Here is a 17,043-nt window from a genome sequence, read left to right as displayed (position 1 = left end):
CCGCGGCACGGCGACCTGGTCCGCGGAGAGGCCGGCCGACTCGAGCTGCCGGCCGACGAGGAACCGCTCGGCGATCGCCAGCTTCTCCTGCAGCGTGTAGCCGGGGAGCCGCAGCACTTCGAGCCGGTCCTGCAGCGCCGCAGGGATCGTGTGGAGCACGTTCGCGGTGGCGATGAAGAAGACGTTGGAGAGGTCGTATTCGACGTCGAGGTAGTGGTCGAGGAACGCGTTGTTCTGCGTCGGGTCGAGCACCTCGAGCAGCGCGGCCGACGGATCCCCGCGGAAGTCGGTCGCCATCTTGTCCAGCTCGTCGAGCAGGAAGACCGGGTTCATCGTCCCGGCCTTGCGCATCATCTGGACGATCCGCCCGGGGAAGGCGCCGATGTAGGTGCGGCGATGGCCGCGGATCTCCGCCTCGTCGCGCACGCCGCCGAGGCTCACCCGGACGAACTTGCGCCCCGTGGCGCGGGCGATCGAGCGGGCGAGCGAGGTCTTCCCCACCCCCGGCGGGCCGACGAAGCAGAGGATCGCCGGCTGCTTCTTCTCCGGCGCGAGCTTGCGCACGGCGAGGAACTCGAGGATCCGCTCCTTCGCCTCGGCGAGCCCGAAGTGGTCCTCGTCGAGCACGCGGCGCGCCCGCTTGAGGTCGCGGTTCTCGCGGCTCTTGCCCTTCCACGGCACCGCGGCGAGCCACTCGAGGTAGGCGCGGGCGACGGTCGCCTCGGCCGACTGGGACGGCATCGCCTCGAGCCGCTTCAGCTCGCCGCGCGCCTTCTCCAGCGCCTCGGCGCTCATTCCCGCGGCCTCGATCCGCCCCGCGAGCTCCTCGACGTCGCCGCCCGGCGCCGTCCGCCCGAGCTCCTTCTGGATCGCCTTGACCTTCTCCGCGAGGTAGTACTCGCGCTGCGCCCGCTCGAGCTGCCCCTTGACGCGGCCGTTGATCTCCGCGTCCACGCGCAGCTTGTCGGTCTCGGCGCGCAGCACCTCGAGCAGCCGCTCCAGCCGCTCGCCCACCAGCGTCCGTTCCAGCAGGTCCTGCTTGATCTCGGCCGGCGCGAGGAGGTGCGCGGCGATCGTGTCGGCGAGGCGCCCCGGATCCTCGACCTTGAGCGTCGAGATCAGCGTCTCCGCCGGCAGCGCCGGGTTCGCCTTGACGTACTCCTCGAACGCCGCCGCGGCCTCCTTCGCCAGATCGTCGAGCCCCGCCGCGGCGACGCCGCGGTCCGGCAGCGCGCAGACCTCGGCGCAGTAGTACCCCTCGGCGACACGCGAGATGTCGAGCGCGCGGGCGCGGACGACCCCTTCCACGAGCAGCCGCACGTTGCCCGAGGCGACCTTCAGCGACTGGACGACCGTCGCCACCGCGCCGACGGAGTGGATCTCCTCCGGCGCCGGCTCGTCGCTCGAGGCGTCGCGCTGGCAGGCGAGGAAGATGCGGCGGTCGCCGTCCTCGACGCACTCCAGCGCGCGCAGCGACGACTGCCGGCCGACGACGAACGGCACGAGGGTGTGCGGGAAGACGACCGCCTCCCGCAGCGGGACCATCGGCAGGCGGAGGATGTCCGTGGACGCCATTCCTTCCCTTCGTCGAAACGCCGCGGCCGCGCCCCGAGGACGGCGAAGGCCGGCCTTCCGGCCGGCCCGCGTCGCCGAGGAGGGCGCGCCGGCGTCAGAGGTTCGCGACCGCCTTGAGTTCCTTGGCCTCGAACGGCTCGCCGCGCAGCACGCGTTCGATCATCTCCGCGGAGATCTTGAGCTCGCGCTTCGTCCCGGCCGAGGGGATCTCGTACATGAAGTCGAGCATGACTTCCTCGAGGATCATCCGCAGGCCGCGGGCGCCGATCTTGCGCTCGATCGCCTTGCGGGCGACGAGCTTCAGCGCGTCCGGCTCGAACTCCAGCTTGACGTTCTCGAACTCGAAGATCTTCCGGTACTGCTTCACCAGCGCGTTCTTCGGCTCGTTGAGGATCCGCACCAGCGCGGCCTCGTCGAGGTCGTCCAGCGGGGCGACGACCGGGAGCCGGCCGACGAACTCGGGGATCATGCCGAACTTGATCAGGTCTTCCGGCTGGATCTTGCGCAGCGTGTCGATGCGGCGCTTGTCCTTGCGGGACTGGACCTCGGCGTTGATGCCGATCGACTTCTTGCCGGTGCGCTGGTCGATCAGGCCCTCGAGCCCGACGAACGCGCCGCCGCAGATGAAGAGGACGTTCGTGGTGTCGATCGGGATGAAGTCCTGGTGCGGGTGCTTCCGCCCGCCCTGCGGCGGGACGTTGGCGACCGTGCCCTCGAGGATCTTGAGCAGCGCCTGCTGGACGCCCTCGCCGCTGACGTCGCGGGTGATCGAGGGGTTCTCCCCCTTGCGGGCGATCTTGTCGACTTCGTCGATGTAGACGATGCCGCGCTGCGCCTTCTCGACGTCGTTCCCCGCCGCCTGCAGCAGCTTGAGCAGGATGTTCTCGACGTCCTCGCCGACGTAGCCGGCCTCGGTGAGCGTCGTGGCGTCGGCGATGGCGAACGGCACGCTGAGCATCCGCGCCAGCGTCTGCGCGAGCAGCGTCTTGCCGGTCCCCGTCGGGCCGATCAGCAGGATGTTCGACTTCGCCAGCTCGACGTCGTCCTTGCGGCGCGCCGACTCGATCCGCCGGTAGTGGTTGTAGACCGCGACGGCGAGCTTCTTCTTGGCGAGGTCCTGGCCGATGACGTACTGGTCGAGGAACTCCTTGATCTCCGCCGGCTTCGGCAGGCGGCCGGCCGGGCCGGACTCTTCCGGCTCGCGCTCCTCGGCGATGATGTCGAGGCAGATGTCCACGCACTCGTCGCAGATGTAGACCGTCGGGCCCGCGATCAGCTTGCGGACGTCCCGTTGGCTCTTGTTGCAGAACGAGCAGCGCAGCTCGCCTTCGCCCGTTCCCGTGCTCTTCTTCTTGCCCGCCATCGGCGGCGACTCCCTCGCGCGGGCGCCGTCAGGCCCCGCGGCGTTCGATGACTTGGTCGATCAGCCCGTAGGCGCGAGCCTCGTCGGCCGACATGAAGTTGTCGCGGTCGGTGTCCCGCTTGATGCTGTCCATGTCCTGGCCGGTGTGGCGCACGAGGATCTCGTTGAGCCGCTCCTTGAGGCGCAGGATTTCGCGGGCCTGGATTTCGATGTCCGTCGCCTGGCCGCGCGCGCCGCCCATCGGCTGGTGAATCATGATCCGCGCGTGGGGGAGCGCGGTGCGCTTCCCCTTCGCGCCGGCCGCGAGAAGGACGGCCGCCATCGACGCCGCCTGGCCGATGCACAGCGTGGCGACGTCGGGACGGACGAACTGCATGGTGTCGTAGATGGCGAGCCCCGCCGTGACGGAGCCGCCCGGGTTGTTGATGTAGAGGCTGATGTCGCGGTCCGGATCTTCGGCCTCGAGGAACAGCAGCTGGGCGATGATCACGTTCGCGATGTCGTCGGTGATGCCGGACATGGGGTCCGAAAGCAGGAAGATGATGTGGTCCTTCAGCAGACGCGAGTAGATGTCCCACGCGCGTTCGCCGCGGGCGGATTGTTCGACGACGATCGGGATCAGCGCCATTGAGTTAACCTCTGCTCACGGTCAAATAATATGAGACTGGGCCAAAAGCCAGTCAAGGCACTTGGACCGGCGCAGCTCCCGCTGCAAGGAGGACATCCGTCCCTCCTTGGCGAGGAACTGACGAACCTTGCCGACCGGCTGGTTCATGTCGCGCGACATCCGCTGCACCGTCGCCTCGACGTCCTCCGGCGAGACGACGACGTGCTCCGCTTCCTTGTCGGCGATCGCGTCGAGCAGCAGCGCCTCGCGCACGGTGAGGCGCGCGCGCTCGCGTTCGGTCTCGATCACCTTGTTCCAGTCGATCTCGAGCTTCTCGACGTCCACGCCCTGCGACGCGAGCCGGCGGCCGAGCCGGTCGAGCGCCTCGCGCAGCTCCCCTTCGACGAGCGCGTCCGGCACGTCGAACGGGTGGGCATCGAGCAGCTTCTCGGCCAGGTGGCGCCGCGCGACGTCGTCGGCCTCGGCGGTCTTGCGCGCCGTCAGCCCCTCGCGGAGCCGCCCGCGCAGCGTGTCCAGCGTCGCCTCCTCGCCGCCGAGCGCCTTGGCGAACGCCTCGTCGAGCGGCGGGAGCTCCATCCGCTTGACCGCCTTGACCGTGCCCTTGTAGGCGACGGTCTTGCCGCCGAACTTCGGGTCGGCGTTCTCGGTGGCGTAGTCCACCGTGAAGGCGACCTCGTCGTCCGTCTTGCGGCCGGTCAGGACGGCGTTGAACTCGGGCAGGTTCTTCTCGTCGCCGACCTGGATGACCTGGAACTCGCCGGGGACGATGACTTCGTCGCCGACCTTCCCCTCGAGCACGACGCCGACGTAGTCTTCGGCGGCGCTCGGGCGGTCGATCACGTCCACCAGCTCGCCCTTGATCCGGCGCAGCCCGTCGAGCTCCTTCTCCACGTCCTCGTCGGAAATCTCGACGGCGGGACGCGGGACGTCCACGCCGACGTAGTCGTGCGGCTCGACGGTCGGCACGACCTCGACGTTCAGCGCGAAGGAGTAGTCCTGGCCGCGCGTCGGATGCGGCAGGTGCTCCGTCCCCTCGGGGAGGTCGATGCCGGTCCAGACGGCCTTGAGCCCTTCCTGGCCGCAGGCGTCGCGCCCGAACTGCTCGACGATCTCCTCCGCCGCCTCGTGGTCGAGCGCGGCGCCGAGGCGCGTCTGCACCAGTTCCAGCGGCGCGTGTCCGGGACGGAACCCGGGGATGCTCATGTTGCGGCGGTGGCGGCGGACGAGGGTCTCGTAGACGGCGGTCACGTCGGACGCCGGCACTTCGACCGTCAGGCGCTTCTTGACATCGGACACGTGGGTCAGTTCCGTCTTCATCTTCTTCGTCTCTCCGCGCGCCGCGGGGGCTTGTGGTTCGGGTGTGGTGCGAAAGGGGGGACTCGAACCCCCACGGCCTTCCGGCCACGAGATCCTAAGTCTCGCGCGTCTGCCAGTTCCGCCACTTTCGCGGCAGGGCGGCCGCCGCCCGGGGCGAAAGCCTATATCAATTTATCGGGCGCGGCTTGCCGCCGGCGGCAGGAACCGATACGCCGCGTCGCGGATCCGCGCAAGCGGAGCGGCCGACGGTCGTCGCACGGCGCGTCGCGCGCGCCGCCGGCGCGGCCGGATCGGCCCGTGCGGAACAGGATCGGACAGACCGGCTGCCGTTATCGTAGGCCCCGACCGGCCGCCCCGGCAACGCGCCCCCCGCGGCGCCGACGCGCGCGCCGCGAGCCGCAGACCTGATCGGCGCCCGCGGAGCGGGCCGGCAACGCGCCGCCTGCGGCGCGGACGTGGGCGCCGCGCCCCGCACGTCCGGAGACCCGGACGTCCTCACCGCCACCAGGCGAAGGGACGCGGCGGCAGTTCGAACAGCGCCTCCGCGCGCTCCTCCGCCGGCCAGTAGCGGCAGACCTTCGAACCGCCGCTCAGGTAGACGACCGAGTCGTCGAGAAACTGCGGCCGGCCGAAGAGGTACGGGCACTCGCGGCGATCGGCGGCGGGCCGGCGCCGTCCGAAGAAGCGCCACGAGAAGCCAAGGCGCTGTTCCGGCGCGGGACGCCGCGGCGCCGCGAGATCGACGAGCCGCCCGTCGCGCAGTTCGTACCAGCGCGAGGCGTCGCCGGCGACGACGCGGCCGCCGCAGCGCCGCCCGAAGAGGGGGCGGCTCTGGTACCCGACATGCTCCGGGGGTGCGGCGGCTTCGATCCACGAGAGGCCGTCGTCGTCGCGTCGAAGGAAAATCGCCGCGCCCCGTCCCGTCAGGCCGAGACCGGGCCCTTCCGGACCGAGCGGCACGACGGTCCACGGCGACTCCGGATCGCGTTCGTTCGGCGCCGCGGCGACGAGCCACGCGCCGCGGGGTCCGGGTCCGCACGAGAGGCGCCACCCGCCGGAAGGGGACGTTTCGAGCGGATATTCCCTTCGTTGCAGCGTCTCGACGTCGATCACCGCGACTTCCCGCGCGAGGAGCGCGTAGGCGTTCCGCTCGTCGAAGCAGGCGTCGCGGACCGCGCCGCGCAGCGTCAGCGAACGACCGAGCGGCGAGCGCAGCGCGGCCTCGCCCTCCTCGATCGCCAGCCACGAGCCGCGGGGGCCGAGGATCGCGTCGGCGGGCGGCGCGGCCGCGTCAGCCTCGCGTCCCGCGTCCGCCGCGCGTCCTTCGTCCGCCGCGCGTCGTTCGTCCGCCGCGCGTCCCGCGGCCACCTCGCCGACGAAGATCAGCGAGCGGCGGCTCGCGTCCTCGACGCTCCGGCCGCGCAGCGCCGCCCACAGCGCGGGCAGCGCGCGCGGATACTCGATCCAGAGAAAGGCCCCGCCGTCGGGCGCGAGCGCGGCGCGCCCTGGGCGGCTCGTCAGCGCGGCCAGCGAGGCGCCGCCGCGCTCGGAGGCGAGGACCGCCCAACCGACGTCGTGGACCGGCGCCACGTTCATCAGCAGCCGCCCGGTCGGGCCCACGCGCGCGTCGAGCACGACGTCGACGTCGCGCGTCGTCCATTCGGTTCGCGCCGCCGACGGCGCGGCGATGCCGGCGAGCGCTGCGACGAGGCAGAGCGCCGCCGCCGCGACCGCCCACCGCGGCGTCTTCCAGCCGGCGCGCCGCAGCGCGAAGAAGCAGGCGATCGCGGCGAACGCCGACAGCACCCACGGAACGCGCGGCCCCGGGGCCGAGAGCGCGATCAGGACGCCGTTGGCCGGCTGGCTGCCCAGGCCGAAGAAGAAGATCAGCGCGAGGAACGCGACGACGATCCCCGCCTGCACCCAGCCCGAGCGCCGCAGCAGCAGGAGGCAGGCGATCTCGCCCCAGGCGACGGCCGCGACGGTCAGTTCGAGCGGGAGTCCCTGCACCGCCTCCAGCGCGAGGATCACGACCACCGGCAGCGCCATCGCGCCGAGGACGGTCAGGAACGGCCGATGCGGCGCGCGCGCCCGGAACCAGCGGTTCAGTTCGAACGGCACGCCGCAGAGCGCGAGGAGGCTCAGGACGCGGCCGGTGATCGCCGCGGGCACGAACGCGAAGAGACAGACCGCGGCGAGCGTGATCCCGACGCGCGGCCAGAGCCGCCGCCCGCGCAGCGCGACGCCGACCATCAGCAGCAGGACCGCCCACTCGATCAGCGACCGGCCGCGTACGAGATCGGTCCACGAGCGCGGCGCGGCGAGCCACGCCGCCGCCCCGATCAACAGCGGCGTCGCCGCGTCGGCAGCGACCGCCGCCCAGCGCGGCCAGGCCGCGGAGCGCCGGTCGATCCACGCCAGCGCCGCCGCGGCGCACCCCAGCACGACGACGGCCGACAGGATCGCGACGAACGTCACGGCGCTCTCCCTCCGCGTCGCCCGGGCGCCGACGCCGCCCGACGCGCACTACGATACGTCGCCCCGGGCGCCGATCAGCGGAGCGCGCGCCCGTTTTCGCGCGCGGCCGGGCGGCGCAAGCCCCGAGTCGAAGCCGATCGAGCCCTTGGACAAGGCCGCCCGTCTTCCCGAGCACGCGCCGGCCGGGGCGGCCACTTCATACCGCAATCGGTTTTGTTAACCTTTTGTGTTAATATCCTTATTGACGGAGGGGGCGATTCGGTGGAGATTCTGTTCGCGACCGCCTCGCTGCGCCGTGACTGCAGCGACGCCAAGCGTCGACGACGGCGCTGGGGCGAGAGCGGAGAGCGACTGGGCCGACGCCTTGACGATCTTCAGGCGGCGCCCAACTTGGCGGCGGTCCTCCCGCCGATGCCCGGACGGCTGCATGCGCTTGTCAAGGACCGCGCAGGCCAGTTTTCGATGGACTTGAAGCACCCATACCGCCTGATTTTGGAGCCCGCCGACGACCCGATCCCGACGATGCCAGACGGCGGGATAGACCTCGGCAGAGTGACTGCGATTCGGGTGATTGGCGTGGAGGACACCCATGGCTAGCGAGCGCAAGAACGAATACGCGCCGGACGTCGTGTCGCCGCCCGGCGCGACGCTTCAAGACGTTCTCGACGAGCGCGACATGACGCAGAGCGAACTCGCCGCCAGGATGAGCCGTCCAAAGAAGACGATCAGCGAAATCGTGTCCGGCAAGGAAGCTGTCACGCCGCGAACGGCGATCCAACTCGAGCGTGTGCTGGGCATCCCGGCCGACTTCTGGATGCGCCGCGAGGCACTCTATCGGGAGCACCAGGCGCGCGCGGAGGAAGCGGCGCAGCTCGCCTCGGCGACCCGATGGGTGTCCCTCTTCCCGCTCCGCGACATGGCGCGCCTCGGCTGGATCGCGAAGCGCAAGGAACCGGTGGAGCAGGCGCGCGAGCTTCTCGGCTTCTTCGGCATCGCCGCTCCCGAGCAATGGAAGGCGGTTTTCGCAGCGGCATTCCGTCGAAGCAAGGCGTTCGAGGTCGACAATGGCGCCCTCTCCGCGTGGCTGCGCCGAGGAGAACTCGTCGCCCGCGAAGTCGGCTGCGAGCCCTTCGACGCCGTCCGGTTCCGGGAGGCGCTGGCCGAGATTCGACGTCTGACGATGGACAGTCCCGAGGCGTTCGTCCCCGTCCTGACGGCCCGCTGCGCCGCGGCGGGAGTGGCGATCGCGTTCGTGCCCGAACTGCCGAAGACGCGAGTCAGCGGCGCCACGAGCTGGCTGTCCCCGAAGAAGGCCCTGATCCAACTGAGTTTGCGGCACAAGAGCGACGACCACCTTTGGTTCACCTTCTTCCACGAGGCCGCTCACATCCTCCTCCACGGGAAGAAGGCCGTGTTCGTAGAAGCGGATCACGACGACAGCGAGCAGGAGCAGGAGGCGGATCGCTTCGCCGCCGACGCGCTCGTCCCGGCCGACGCGGTCCGCCGCCTGCGTGAGCGGACAACGCTCACCGAGCAGGCCATCATCGACGCTGCGAAACGGGTCGGGATCGCGCCGGGCATCGTCCTCGGTCGCCTTCAGCACGAGCGGGTCGTTCCGTTCAGCCGGTTCAACAACTTGAAGGTCCGCTATAAGTGGACGCACGAGAAGGCGTAACGCCGTCGCGGTCGCCGCACCTTGAACGCGCGCGGCGGACGCTACGGCTCGCGGCTCACGTAGAGGCGGAAACGGCCGAAGCCCTCGACGTTGAAGAGGAGGCAGCCGTCGCGGAGATAGGGCACGCCGAGGAGCCGCTCGTCCACGAAGACGCGCAGGCCGGCGTCGTCCCCGCCGCAGACCAATTCAGTCAGCCGAGCGGATTCGTCGTCCTGCGGCTCGAAGAGACCCACCGGGCCTCTAAAGGCGTTTCATCAGCCGACGACGCCGAGCCGCTCCAGGATGTACATCGCGCCGCCGCGGTCCCGGATGTACTGGCGGACCCAGGCGGACGTCAGGCGCGCGGACCACATCGGCGGGCCCTCCTCAGAAGATCGCGTTGAAAAGATAGCCGACGAACAGGATCCCCAGCGCCACCGTGCCGAAGAACACGGCGATCAGCCGCGGGCGCAGCACCTTGCGCAGGATCACCGCCTCCGGCGCGGAGAGCCCGATCACCGCCATCATGAAGGCCAGCACCGTGCCGAGCGCGGCGCCCTTCCCCAGCAGCGCCTGCACGATCGGGATGATCCCCGCGGCGTTCGAGTACATCGGCACGCCGAGCAGCACGGCGACCGGAACGGCCCACCATGCGTCCTTGCCCATCACCCCGGCCATGAAGTTCTCCGGCACGTAGCCGTGGATGCCGGCGCCGACGGCGATCCCCGCGACGACGTACGGCCAGACCTTGCCGACGATTTCCCGCACGGCCTCGAGGCCGGCCCGCAGGCGGTCGGGCCAGGCAAGCCGCTCGTCGAACGACGCCCCCGCCGCGCGGGCGGCGGTCTCGTAGACCCACGGCTCGACGTGCCGCTCCATCTTCAGCCGGCCGATCGTCCAGCCGGAGACGATCGCGACGACGACGCCGGTTCCGGCGTAGAGCGCCGCGGTCTTCCAGCCGAACAGCCCGAACAGCAGGACCAGCGCGACCTCGTTGACCATCGGCGCGGAGACGAGGAACGAGAACGTCACGCCGAGCGGCACGCCGGCGGCGACGAAGCCGATGAACAGCGGCACGGCCGAGCAGGAGCAGAACGGGGTGACGATCCCGAGCAGCGCGGCGAGCACGTTTCCCGTCGCCTCGCGCCGGCCGGCGAGCATCCGGCGGGTGCGCTCGGGGGTGAAGAAGGTGCGCACGATCCCGACGCCGAAGACGACCGCGACGAGGAGCAGCAGCACCTTCGGCGTCTCGAAGGCGAAGAACTCGACGGCCGCGCCGAGACGCGTCCCCTCGCTGAGCGGCAGGACGCGGTACGCCAGCGCCCGCGCCGCGGGCTGCAGGACGAGGTAGAGCGGGAGCCAGAGCGCGGCCGCGGCGCCGAGGCCGAGCGCGAGGCGCCGGCGCGGCTCGGTCCCGCGGGTCGCGGTGCGGTCGGCCATGCGGCGCCTCTCAGCCCAGGAACTGCTTGATCTGGTCGGGCGAAAGGACGCGGCCGGCCGACTTGACCTCGCCGTCGATCACGAGGATCGGCGTGGAGATCGCGCCGGTGGCAGCGATCCGCCGCATGTCGGTGACCTTTTCCACCTCGCAGGCGGCGCCGGCGCCGCGGACCGCCTCGAGCACGTTTTCGTGGAGCGCGGCGCACCGGGAACAGCCGGGGCCGAGGACTTCGATCTTCATGCGGGCCTCCATCGCCGAGGGAGCGGACGGCGTTGCGCTCATGCGCCTAAGAGCATATGTTCGGCGGCGGCGGGGCGCCACCCCCCGCCGTCCCGCGGCCGCGGCGACGGCGCCGCGGGGACGAGCGGCCGATGGGGAGAGCGGGCATGGCCAAGCGATCGCGGGCCGTCGTGGACGAGCCGGCGCCGCAAGCCGCGGAGACCTTCAGGGAGCTGGGCGACTTCTTCGCCGCGCTCGCCGACCCGTCGCGCCTCGGGATGCTGGCGCTGCTCCAGCGGCACGGCGAGATGTGCGTCTGCGAGATCCAGCGGGTGCTCGGGGTGACCCAGTCGCGGGCGTCGCGGCACCTGCAGACGCTGCGGAGGGCGGGGCTCGTCCAGGACCGGCGCGTCGGCGCGTGGGTCCACTACCGGATCGCCGACCGGCCGGGGCCGCGGCAGCGGCGCGTCCTCGACCTGCTGCCCGCCCTGACCGACGCCGCCGCCGTCGCCGACATCGACCGCAAGCTCGCCGCGTGGCGGCGCGGGAAGGGCGCCGATCCGTGCCCGGTCCCGAAGCGTTCGACCAAGAAAGGAGCCTCGCGTTGACCGCCGACAAAACGTCGATCATCGGCCGCCTGTCGTTCCTCGACCGCTACCTGACGCTCTGGATCTTCCTCGCCATGGGCGTCGGCGTCGGCGCCGGGTACGTCTTCCCCGGCCTCGTGGAGGCGATCAACCGCGCGAGCGTCGGCACGACGTCGATCCCGATCGCGGTCGGGCTGATCCTGATGATGTACCCGCCGCTGGCGAAGGTCCGCTACGAGGAGCTGGGCGGCGTCTTCCGCAACCGCAAGGTCCTCGCGCTGTCGCTCGTCCAGAACTGGCTCGTCGGGCCGGCGCTGATGTTCGCGCTGGCGGTCACGTTCCTGCGGGACAAGCCGGAGTACATGGTCGGGCTGATCATGATCGGCCTCGCCCGCTGCATCGCGATGGTGCTCGTCTGGAACGAGCTGGCGAAGGGGGACTCGGAGTACTGCGCCGGGCTCGTCGCGTTCAACTCGATCTTCCAGGTGCTGTTCTTCTCCGTCTACGCCTACGTCTTCATCACCGTCCTGCCGACGTGGGTCGGGCTGAAGGGCGTCGCGGTGGCCGTCACGATCGGCGAGATCGCGAAGAGCGTGTTCGTCTATCTGGGGATCCCGTTCCTCGCCGGGATGCTGACCCGCTTCGTCCTCGTGCGGGCCCGCGGCAAGGAGTGGTACCACGCCCGCTTCATCCCGAAGATCAGCCCGATCACCCTCGTCGCGCTGCTGTTCACGATCGTGGTGATGTTCTCGATCAAGGGGGAGTACATCGTCCAGCTGCCGCTCGACGTCGTGCGGATCGCGATCCCGCTGCTGATCTACTTCGTCGCGATGTTCCTCGTCTCGTTCTTCCTGAGCCGGAAGTTCGGGGCGACCTACGCCCAGACCGCGACCCTCTCGTTCACCGCCGCGTCCAACAACTTCGAGCTGGCGATCGCGGTGGCGATCGCGACCTTCGGGCTGCACCACGGCGCGGCGTTCGCGGCCGTCATCGGCCCGCTCGTCGAAGTGCCGGCGCTGATCGGGCTGGTCAACGTCTCGCTGCGGCTCGGGCGGCGGTACTTCGGCCTTCGGCCGAACGAGTCCTGAGGGGAGGCTCGGCGAACGAACGGGGCCGGTCTTCGCTCTTCGGGAGAGCCGGCCCGGCTTCGCTCGATAGGCCTGCTGATGCGCGTAACGACGCGGGTGCCTTGCCTACCACTCTTGGTTGTTGAAGATCATCCGCGCTTCGTCGTGAAACGGGTACTCCGGCGCGTCGGCCAGCTTCTGCACGATGTCGCGACGCCCCATCCAGACGAGACATTTCAGCGCCACGTACCGGCGCTCCACCGTCCCCGCATACAGCCGCAGAAGGTCCGCGTCTCCCTCCAACTGGGCCACGTAGACCGGCACGTACGGATCCAAGGGCCGGGACCGTTCGAGCTTCTTCAGCGCGGGAAGCGCCGGTACGTAGTTTCGCATCGCGAGCACGTCAAGCGCCTCGTCCACGAACCCCGCGGCCCGCCGTTGGCTCTCGGCGTCGGCCGCCGCGACGTTCTCCAAATAGGACGCGACGTCCGGCAACACGTCCGCCTCGCCGAGACGCGCAAACGCGAGCGTGCTCGCAACCCATTCCGACGAACCGCGCGGGGCGCCCTGCCGCCGCTCCCGATACAGGCGCCGCCCCGTCTCCGGGTCCACCCGCCGAATGACGTCGATCAGTCGGCGGCCGTCGGCCGGCGCGGGTCCGGCGTGTTTCCAGACCCCCGCCTTGAGCGGGCCGGACGTGTAGATCTCCAGCAGACACGGCACGACCTTCGCCCGGTTGGCCGCCAACATGCGCAACTCCGGCCGCTCGTCGGCCGGATCGTGGACGACAATCCTCAACACGTCGAGATAGCGGTTGTCCACCAAGTACGAGACGACGCGCTTCGTCGCTTCGTCCAGTCCCCGGCACGCCGTCTCCGGCGCGGCCACGACCGGCGCGAAGCCGGCGAGCGAGCAAGCGCAGACCGCAAGCACCCGCATCAGAAGAGCTCCAAGAGGCCCTCTGATTCTAACGGCTTGCCGCGATCGCGAGCGTCCGCGCGGGCACCGGACTCACGCCCGCGGGCCACCCTTGCGGCGCAGGAGGCACCTCGCGCCCGGATCTGCTCTTCATCGTGATTCGGAGACGCGAAGACAGCTTCCGCCTTCCATTGTCTCGTTCGGCGAAAGTTCTGGATTGGGGACGGAAGATGGTGAGCCGCCGGGGACTTGAACCCCGAACCCGCAGATTAAGAGTCTGCCCTTGGGGCGCGCTCTTCGAGCTCGCAAGTGACGCGCTGTCAGGAACTTGCGGAGACTGGCCCGAGCCCGCAGATTCCGGGTCTGCGGGTATCGACGAAGGCGAAACGACCGAACGGAGTTCGGTCGGACGCGGCGTCGTCGTGCCGATCGCGCGCGCGGAACCGAGGCCACGAACGCATTGACGACGGACGCGGGCCTTGGCCCCGCAGGAGCCCGCAGGCGCCGTTCCGAGCCACGTCGGATCGCCGGCGCCCAACGCCCGGGCGCGGCCCGTCGGCGCCTCCCGAGGGCACTCAGGGGCCCCAGGCGGGCTGCTGGCGAGCGGGCGGGGACGCGGCGCTAGTTCTTCGGTTTGGCGGGCGGCGGCGTCTCGTACTTCATCAACCGCGCTTGGCGGATCTTCAACCCGGCCACGAACTCTTCATTCGTGAAAGTGAAGTCGACAAACGTGACTCGCGCCTCGTCGTCGGTCAGGTTAACCGACACCCCGATCTTCTTCCACCACCGATACGGTTGCATGTTGTCGTCATAGCCGGCCTCGTCCGGAGGTCCGTACTTGGACACGAACCGCTTGAGAGGAAGCGGAGACTCCGGAACCCACCGGACCCACAAGGCCGCCCAACACTCCTCGGGCGGCGCCCATGGAAGATCGGACTTCACGAAATGGACCCCGATGGTCCCGGGAATCCCCGGACCCGAAACAACGTAGCTGACCTCATCGGGCTTCTGCCCAGCGGGTTTCAGTTCCTCTATCTTGGCGTTCGGGAACATCTCCCGAAGTTCCGCGAGGGTCGTGAGCTCGTGGATTCCTTGAAAGACCTCGGCCCGGGCGTCCTTGGCTCCGATAGCGAGAAGCGTCGCGACGACCAGCGCCGCCGTCGTCGCCCAACGTCCGATCCTCGAAGCCGTCCCCTCGCGTTCCGACAAGTCGATCCGAGGCATCGCCCCCTCCCCCTGCGGCGCATCCTTCGCCGAGGACCCGATTGTAGGGCGCCGGTCGGCCGACGCGGAAGCGGCTTGTGGAACGGGCGCGCGTCCCGCTCCGGCAGCGGCCCCCGGGGATCTTCGTTGAAGCCGACCCGGGTTCGGCGCAGACTTCGGGGCATCAAGGGCCGCGGCGGCAGGCAACTCCCCCCGCCCGCTTCCCGGTCCGACCTGCAGTGCCCGTGGCCCCCGCCCACCCCCGGTGCGGGGGCTTCGGTTTATTCGGGCGCAGAACGAGAATGCACTGCCGCTTGGTCTCGAAACGGCGGCGACGTCTCCAAAACCGCGGCCGTCCGCGAGAGTGTCCTTGGGCGGGCCGGCGCTGTTTACGCGCAAATTTACAACGTTAGACGCGCCATTTCGCACTAGAAGCAGGAGTAGAAGTAGCCCAAGCGTCGACGCGAGTCGTTTGTTCGTTGTTGTGAGGCATGTCATTTCAGGGGGAAAACGATGAGAACCGAGAAGAGCGTCTTGTTTGGAGCAATCATGCTCGCAGCGGCAATCGCTTTCGTTCCCGTCTCTTTTGCCGAGCTCAACCCCACGACCCAACCCGATCCGGGACTGCCGACGTCCAGCGTCGACGGGCCGAACGCGCCGGTCGTTCAGCCTCCGACGCAGCCCACCAACGTGTTGCAGCGGGCGCAGGCGATGCAGGAAGTGACCCAGCTCATTCAGGAAGACATTGCGCAGAACGGCCAGCCCTCGGACTTCATCGCCATGGCCAAGAGGATTCACGCCAGAATGTCGCCGACGACTGCCGCGACGCTTGAAGCCGGATTCCCGGATTCGCTTGGGTCTCTCGCCCAAGCCGCAGTGCAGTCCAACGGCTACACGGTTTTGTCGAGCCAGACCTACACATCGTCGAATACGGGCAACGTCCCGGCGCGCCGAGGATCCTATTTGTGCAGAGGCAATGACTGCACGTGGATTCCCGGCTGGATGTTCTGGTTGATCGTGATTCTCTGCGTTATCGCCGGCTGATCTGTTGGACGCCGGGCCGCGCCCTTGAATGCGCGGCCCGGCGGTGAGGTTGCCCGATCACCACAGCGTTTCGATGGAGATCTGCACGATGAGAATTTGGATTCCCAGGCTCGTCATGTCTCTGTCCGTTGGATTGGCGGTCGCGGCGTGCGCAGGAGCCAACGCCGCCTCGAGCGATTCGATAGTCCTGCTCGAGGCGGCGCCACACCCCGGCTCGCCCCTTGTCGCGGGCCGCCAAGTCGAAATCGCGGTGACCGCCAAATACAACCTCCAGACTGCCGATTCCGGGACTGTGGTGTTGGTCGTCCAGAACGAACAGCACCGTCCAGTTGTGGTCAAGGACCAGGACCAAGCGCAGAAGGACGTCCCGAGGGGCATGGGCGAAGTCACATTGACGTCAGTGGTGCCCGTCAAGGCGCAGTTCAAGTCGGTGGAGGTCTACATCGCCCTCATCAGCGGCAACAAGAAGTCCACGAACGTTACAACGCACTTTGAGTATCCCGTTCAGCAGCCGTGAGACGACCGTGCGTCGATTCGGGGCTCTTCGCCGACGAAAACGGAAGGAGATGCCCGGTGCGTCATTGGAGGAATCGAAATGAGTGGATCTTGCCCGATCTGCCAAAGGTCCGAAACCCACGTCACAGCCGATTCTGGCCAAGAGATGAACCGGACCGAGTGTTGTGTCTGCGGCCGATTCCGGATTCCGAACGAGTCTCCCATGGCCGTAGCGACCGCGCTGCAGACGCCGATGGACAAGGCCAAACTCACCCGCATGATCCATAAAGAGAACGACGCAGGGCGTGTCCCGATCCTGACCACCGAGGTCGTGGAGGAGGCGCTCCGAATGACGCTTCCGCAGAAACAGGCCATGGCAGACGAACTTCTCCGAATCCTGGTCGAGAGGTGTCCCGCGATTGGAAAGAACGCCGCTGTCGGCAACGAGGAAGCGATGGCGAGACTTGGTCTGACTAAACCGGGAGTCCTCCAGGAACTGATGACAGACCTCGAGCGAAGGGACCTGTTCGTGCCGCATCGTTGCATGAACGGCAAGGTACAGGGAAAGCCCACGTCTAAGGGACATGACGCGGTTCATCGATCGGTGGATTCCACTCGGTGACAGGCGTCGATGGATGGGGCGGCTCCCTCGTGGAGCGCTCCGGAACCGGACAGTGCCTGCAAACCTAGACGGAGATTGTGATGCCAGACAGGAAACCGAAGAGCGCGCGGCCGGTGCCGCCGCCCGCGCCAAAACCAGCTCCGCCGCAGCCGCGGCCTGTTCCAAGCCCGAGCGCCGTCATTGAAGGAGTACAACGGCGGTCACCGCACTCCACCCCACCGCCAAAAGGAAAGAGCTGATCGATACCACAAGCAGCCGCCAGATGCTCCGCACGTGATCGCGGTTGGACTTTGTGGGTTCCGGAAAGTTTTGCCGGTCCAATTCCAGTAAGTCTTGCCGGTCCTCAAGTCCCGGGGAGAGCCCTGAGACTGTCGCCGCGGAGACGCCCGAGCGTCCGCGGCGAGGGAAGGGATGATCGGCATGATGACCAGG

At 69.1% G+C, this 17,043-nt stretch carries 17 protein-coding genes and 1 tRNA gene; 7 read left to right on the top strand and 11 right to left on the bottom strand.

Going from position 1 to position 17,043, the window contains the following annotated elements; translation table 11 throughout:
- From LLG88_09855 to LLG88_09830, 6 genes are all read right to left on the bottom strand, one after another.
- A partial coding sequence (locus LLG88_09855; GenBank protein ID MCE5247207.1) for an LON peptidase substrate-binding domain-containing protein occupies positions 1–1,575 on the bottom strand: 1,575 nt, incomplete at its 3' end.
- A 94-nt stretch (positions 1,576–1,669) separates the two neighbouring features.
- Positions 1,670–2,938: an ATP-dependent Clp protease ATP-binding subunit ClpX gene (clpX, locus tag LLG88_09850; protein MCE5247206.1), complete on the bottom strand. Its 1,269-nt coding sequence runs from the start codon at positions 2,936–2,938 to the stop codon at positions 1,670–1,672.
- Between the two features lie 28 nt (positions 2,939–2,966).
- Positions 2,967–3,566, bottom strand: a complete 600-nt coding sequence (clpP, locus tag LLG88_09845; protein ID MCE5247205.1) for an ATP-dependent Clp endopeptidase proteolytic subunit ClpP — start codon at positions 3,564–3,566, stop codon at positions 2,967–2,969.
- A gap of 21 nt (positions 3,567–3,587) precedes the next feature.
- Positions 3,588–4,883 carry a trigger factor gene (gene tig, locus LLG88_09840; GenBank protein MCE5247204.1) on the bottom strand — a complete coding sequence of 432 codons (1,296 nt, stop codon included), beginning with the start codon at positions 4,881–4,883 and terminating at the stop codon, positions 3,588–3,590.
- A gap of 44 nt (positions 4,884–4,927) precedes the next feature.
- A tRNA-Leu gene (locus LLG88_09835) sits at positions 4,928–5,014 on the bottom strand.
- A gap of 364 nt (positions 5,015–5,378) precedes the next feature.
- A complete protein-coding gene (locus LLG88_09830; GenBank protein MCE5247203.1) occupies positions 5,379–7,361 on the bottom strand; it encodes a hypothetical protein in 1,983 nt (660 codons plus the stop codon).
- A gap of 261 nt (positions 7,362–7,622) precedes the next feature.
- On the opposite strand from LLG88_09830, the gene LLG88_09825 reads away from it, so the two are divergent.
- Both LLG88_09825 and LLG88_09820 read left to right on the top strand, forming a co-directional pair.
- Entirely contained in the window at positions 7,623–7,958 is a 336-nt protein-coding gene (locus LLG88_09825; GenBank protein ID MCE5247202.1) for a killer suppression protein, read from the top strand.
- Positions 7,951–9,036 carry a helix-turn-helix domain-containing protein gene (locus LLG88_09820; GenBank protein MCE5247201.1) on the top strand — a complete coding sequence of 362 codons (1,086 nt, stop codon included), beginning with the start codon at positions 7,951–7,953 and terminating at the stop codon, positions 9,034–9,036. The genes LLG88_09825 and LLG88_09820 overlap by 8 nt, the downstream gene beginning before the upstream one ends.
- A gap of 41 nt (positions 9,037–9,077) precedes the next feature.
- On the opposite strand, the gene LLG88_09815 is transcribed toward LLG88_09820, so the two are convergent.
- From LLG88_09815 to LLG88_09805, 3 genes are all read right to left on the bottom strand, one after another.
- Positions 9,078–9,269, bottom strand: coding sequence for a hypothetical protein (locus tag LLG88_09815; GenBank protein ID MCE5247200.1), 192 nt, complete (start codon positions 9,267–9,269; stop codon positions 9,078–9,080).
- A 133-nt stretch (positions 9,270–9,402) separates the two neighbouring features.
- Positions 9,403–10,455 carry a permease gene (locus LLG88_09810; GenBank protein MCE5247199.1) on the bottom strand — a complete coding sequence of 351 codons (1,053 nt, stop codon included), beginning with the start codon at positions 10,453–10,455 and terminating at the stop codon, positions 9,403–9,405.
- A gap of 10 nt (positions 10,456–10,465) precedes the next feature.
- The gene (locus LLG88_09805) at positions 10,466–10,738 is read right to left on the bottom strand and encodes a thioredoxin family protein (GenBank protein ID MCE5247198.1); all 273 of its coding nucleotides are present in this window, start codon (positions 10,736–10,738) and stop codon (positions 10,466–10,468) included.
- Positions 10,739–10,842: 104 nt separating this feature from the next.
- Here LLG88_09805 and LLG88_09800 point away from each other — a divergent pair, with 104 nt between their 5' ends.
- Entirely contained in the window at positions 10,843–11,283 is a 441-nt protein-coding gene (locus tag LLG88_09800) for a metalloregulator ArsR/SmtB family transcription factor (GenBank protein MCE5247197.1), read from the top strand.
- Positions 11,284–11,303: 20 nt separating this feature from the next.
- Positions 11,304–12,350: an ACR3 family arsenite efflux transporter gene (arsB, locus tag LLG88_09795; protein MCE5247196.1), complete on the top strand. Its 1,047-nt coding sequence runs from the start codon at positions 11,304–11,306 to the stop codon at positions 12,348–12,350.
- 105 nt (positions 12,351–12,455) lie between these two features.
- On the opposite strand, the gene LLG88_09790 is transcribed toward arsB, so the two are convergent.
- Positions 12,456–13,268: a hypothetical protein gene (locus LLG88_09790; GenBank protein ID MCE5247195.1), complete on the bottom strand. Its 813-nt coding sequence runs from the start codon at positions 13,266–13,268 to the stop codon at positions 12,456–12,458.
- A gap of 600 nt (positions 13,269–13,868) precedes the next feature.
- Positions 13,869–14,471: a hypothetical protein gene (locus LLG88_09785; GenBank protein MCE5247194.1), complete on the bottom strand. Its 603-nt coding sequence runs from the start codon at positions 14,469–14,471 to the stop codon at positions 13,869–13,871.
- Between the two features lie 492 nt (positions 14,472–14,963).
- Between LLG88_09785 and LLG88_09780 the strand changes: the two genes are divergently transcribed.
- The 3 genes from LLG88_09780 to LLG88_09770 all read left to right on the top strand — a co-directional run bounded on the left by LLG88_09780 (position 14,964) and on the right by LLG88_09770 (position 16,611).
- On the top strand, positions 14,964–15,494 hold the full coding sequence (locus LLG88_09780; GenBank protein ID MCE5247193.1) for a hypothetical protein: 531 nt from the start codon (positions 14,964–14,966) through the stop codon (positions 15,492–15,494).
- Between the two features lie 73 nt (positions 15,495–15,567).
- Complete coding sequence (locus tag LLG88_09775) at positions 15,568–16,011, top strand: hypothetical protein (GenBank protein MCE5247192.1); 444 nt, start codon at positions 15,568–15,570, stop codon at positions 16,009–16,011.
- Between the two features lie 201 nt (positions 16,012–16,212).
- Entirely contained in the window at positions 16,213–16,611 is a 399-nt protein-coding gene (locus tag LLG88_09770) for a hypothetical protein (protein MCE5247191.1), read from the top strand.
- Positions 16,612–17,043: the final 432 nt, after the last annotated feature.

The sequence above is a fragment of the bacterium genome (assembly GCA_021372775.1).
In the GTDB taxonomy this organism is placed as follows: domain Bacteria; phylum Acidobacteriota; class Polarisedimenticolia; order J045; family J045; genus JAJFTU01.
This window is presented reverse-complemented; position numbering and strand designations above follow the sequence as displayed.

What these genes read in the sequence shown, in the direction of transcription:
- clpX (MCE5247206.1), bottom strand. Translation starts at nt 2,938, where the DNA reads ATGGCGGGCAAGAAGAAGAGCACGGGAACGGGCGAAGGCGAGCTGCGC.
- clpP (MCE5247205.1), bottom strand. Translation starts at nt 3,566, where the DNA reads ATGGCGCTGATCCCGATCGTCGTCGAACAATCCGCCCGCGGCGAACGC.
- tig (MCE5247204.1), bottom strand. Translation starts at nt 4,883, where the DNA reads ATGAAGACGGAACTGACCCACGTGTCCGATGTCAAGAAGCGCCTGACG.
- LLG88_09820 (MCE5247201.1), top strand. Translation starts at nt 7,951, where the DNA reads ATGGCTAGCGAGCGCAAGAACGAATACGCGCCGGACGTCGTGTCGCCG.
- LLG88_09810 (MCE5247199.1), bottom strand. Translation starts at nt 10,455, where the DNA reads ATGGCCGACCGCACCGCGACCCGCGGGACCGAGCCGCGCCGGCGCCTC.
- LLG88_09805 (MCE5247198.1), bottom strand. Translation starts at nt 10,738, where the DNA reads ATGAGCGCAACGCCGTCCGCTCCCTCGGCGATGGAGGCCCGCATGAAG.
- LLG88_09800 (MCE5247197.1), top strand. Translation starts at nt 10,843, where the DNA reads ATGGCCAAGCGATCGCGGGCCGTCGTGGACGAGCCGGCGCCGCAAGCC.
- LLG88_09790 (MCE5247195.1), bottom strand. Translation starts at nt 13,268, where the DNA reads ATGCGGGTGCTTGCGGTCTGCGCTTGCTCGCTCGCCGGCTTCGCGCCG.
- LLG88_09785 (MCE5247194.1), bottom strand. Translation starts at nt 14,471, where the DNA reads ATGCCTCGGATCGACTTGTCGGAACGCGAGGGGACGGCTTCGAGGATC.
- LLG88_09780 (MCE5247193.1), top strand. Translation starts at nt 14,964, where the DNA reads ATGAGAACCGAGAAGAGCGTCTTGTTTGGAGCAATCATGCTCGCAGCG.
- LLG88_09775 (MCE5247192.1), top strand. Translation starts at nt 15,568, where the DNA reads ATGGAGATCTGCACGATGAGAATTTGGATTCCCAGGCTCGTCATGTCT.
- LLG88_09770 (MCE5247191.1), top strand. Translation starts at nt 16,213, where the DNA reads ATGGCCGTAGCGACCGCGCTGCAGACGCCGATGGACAAGGCCAAACTC.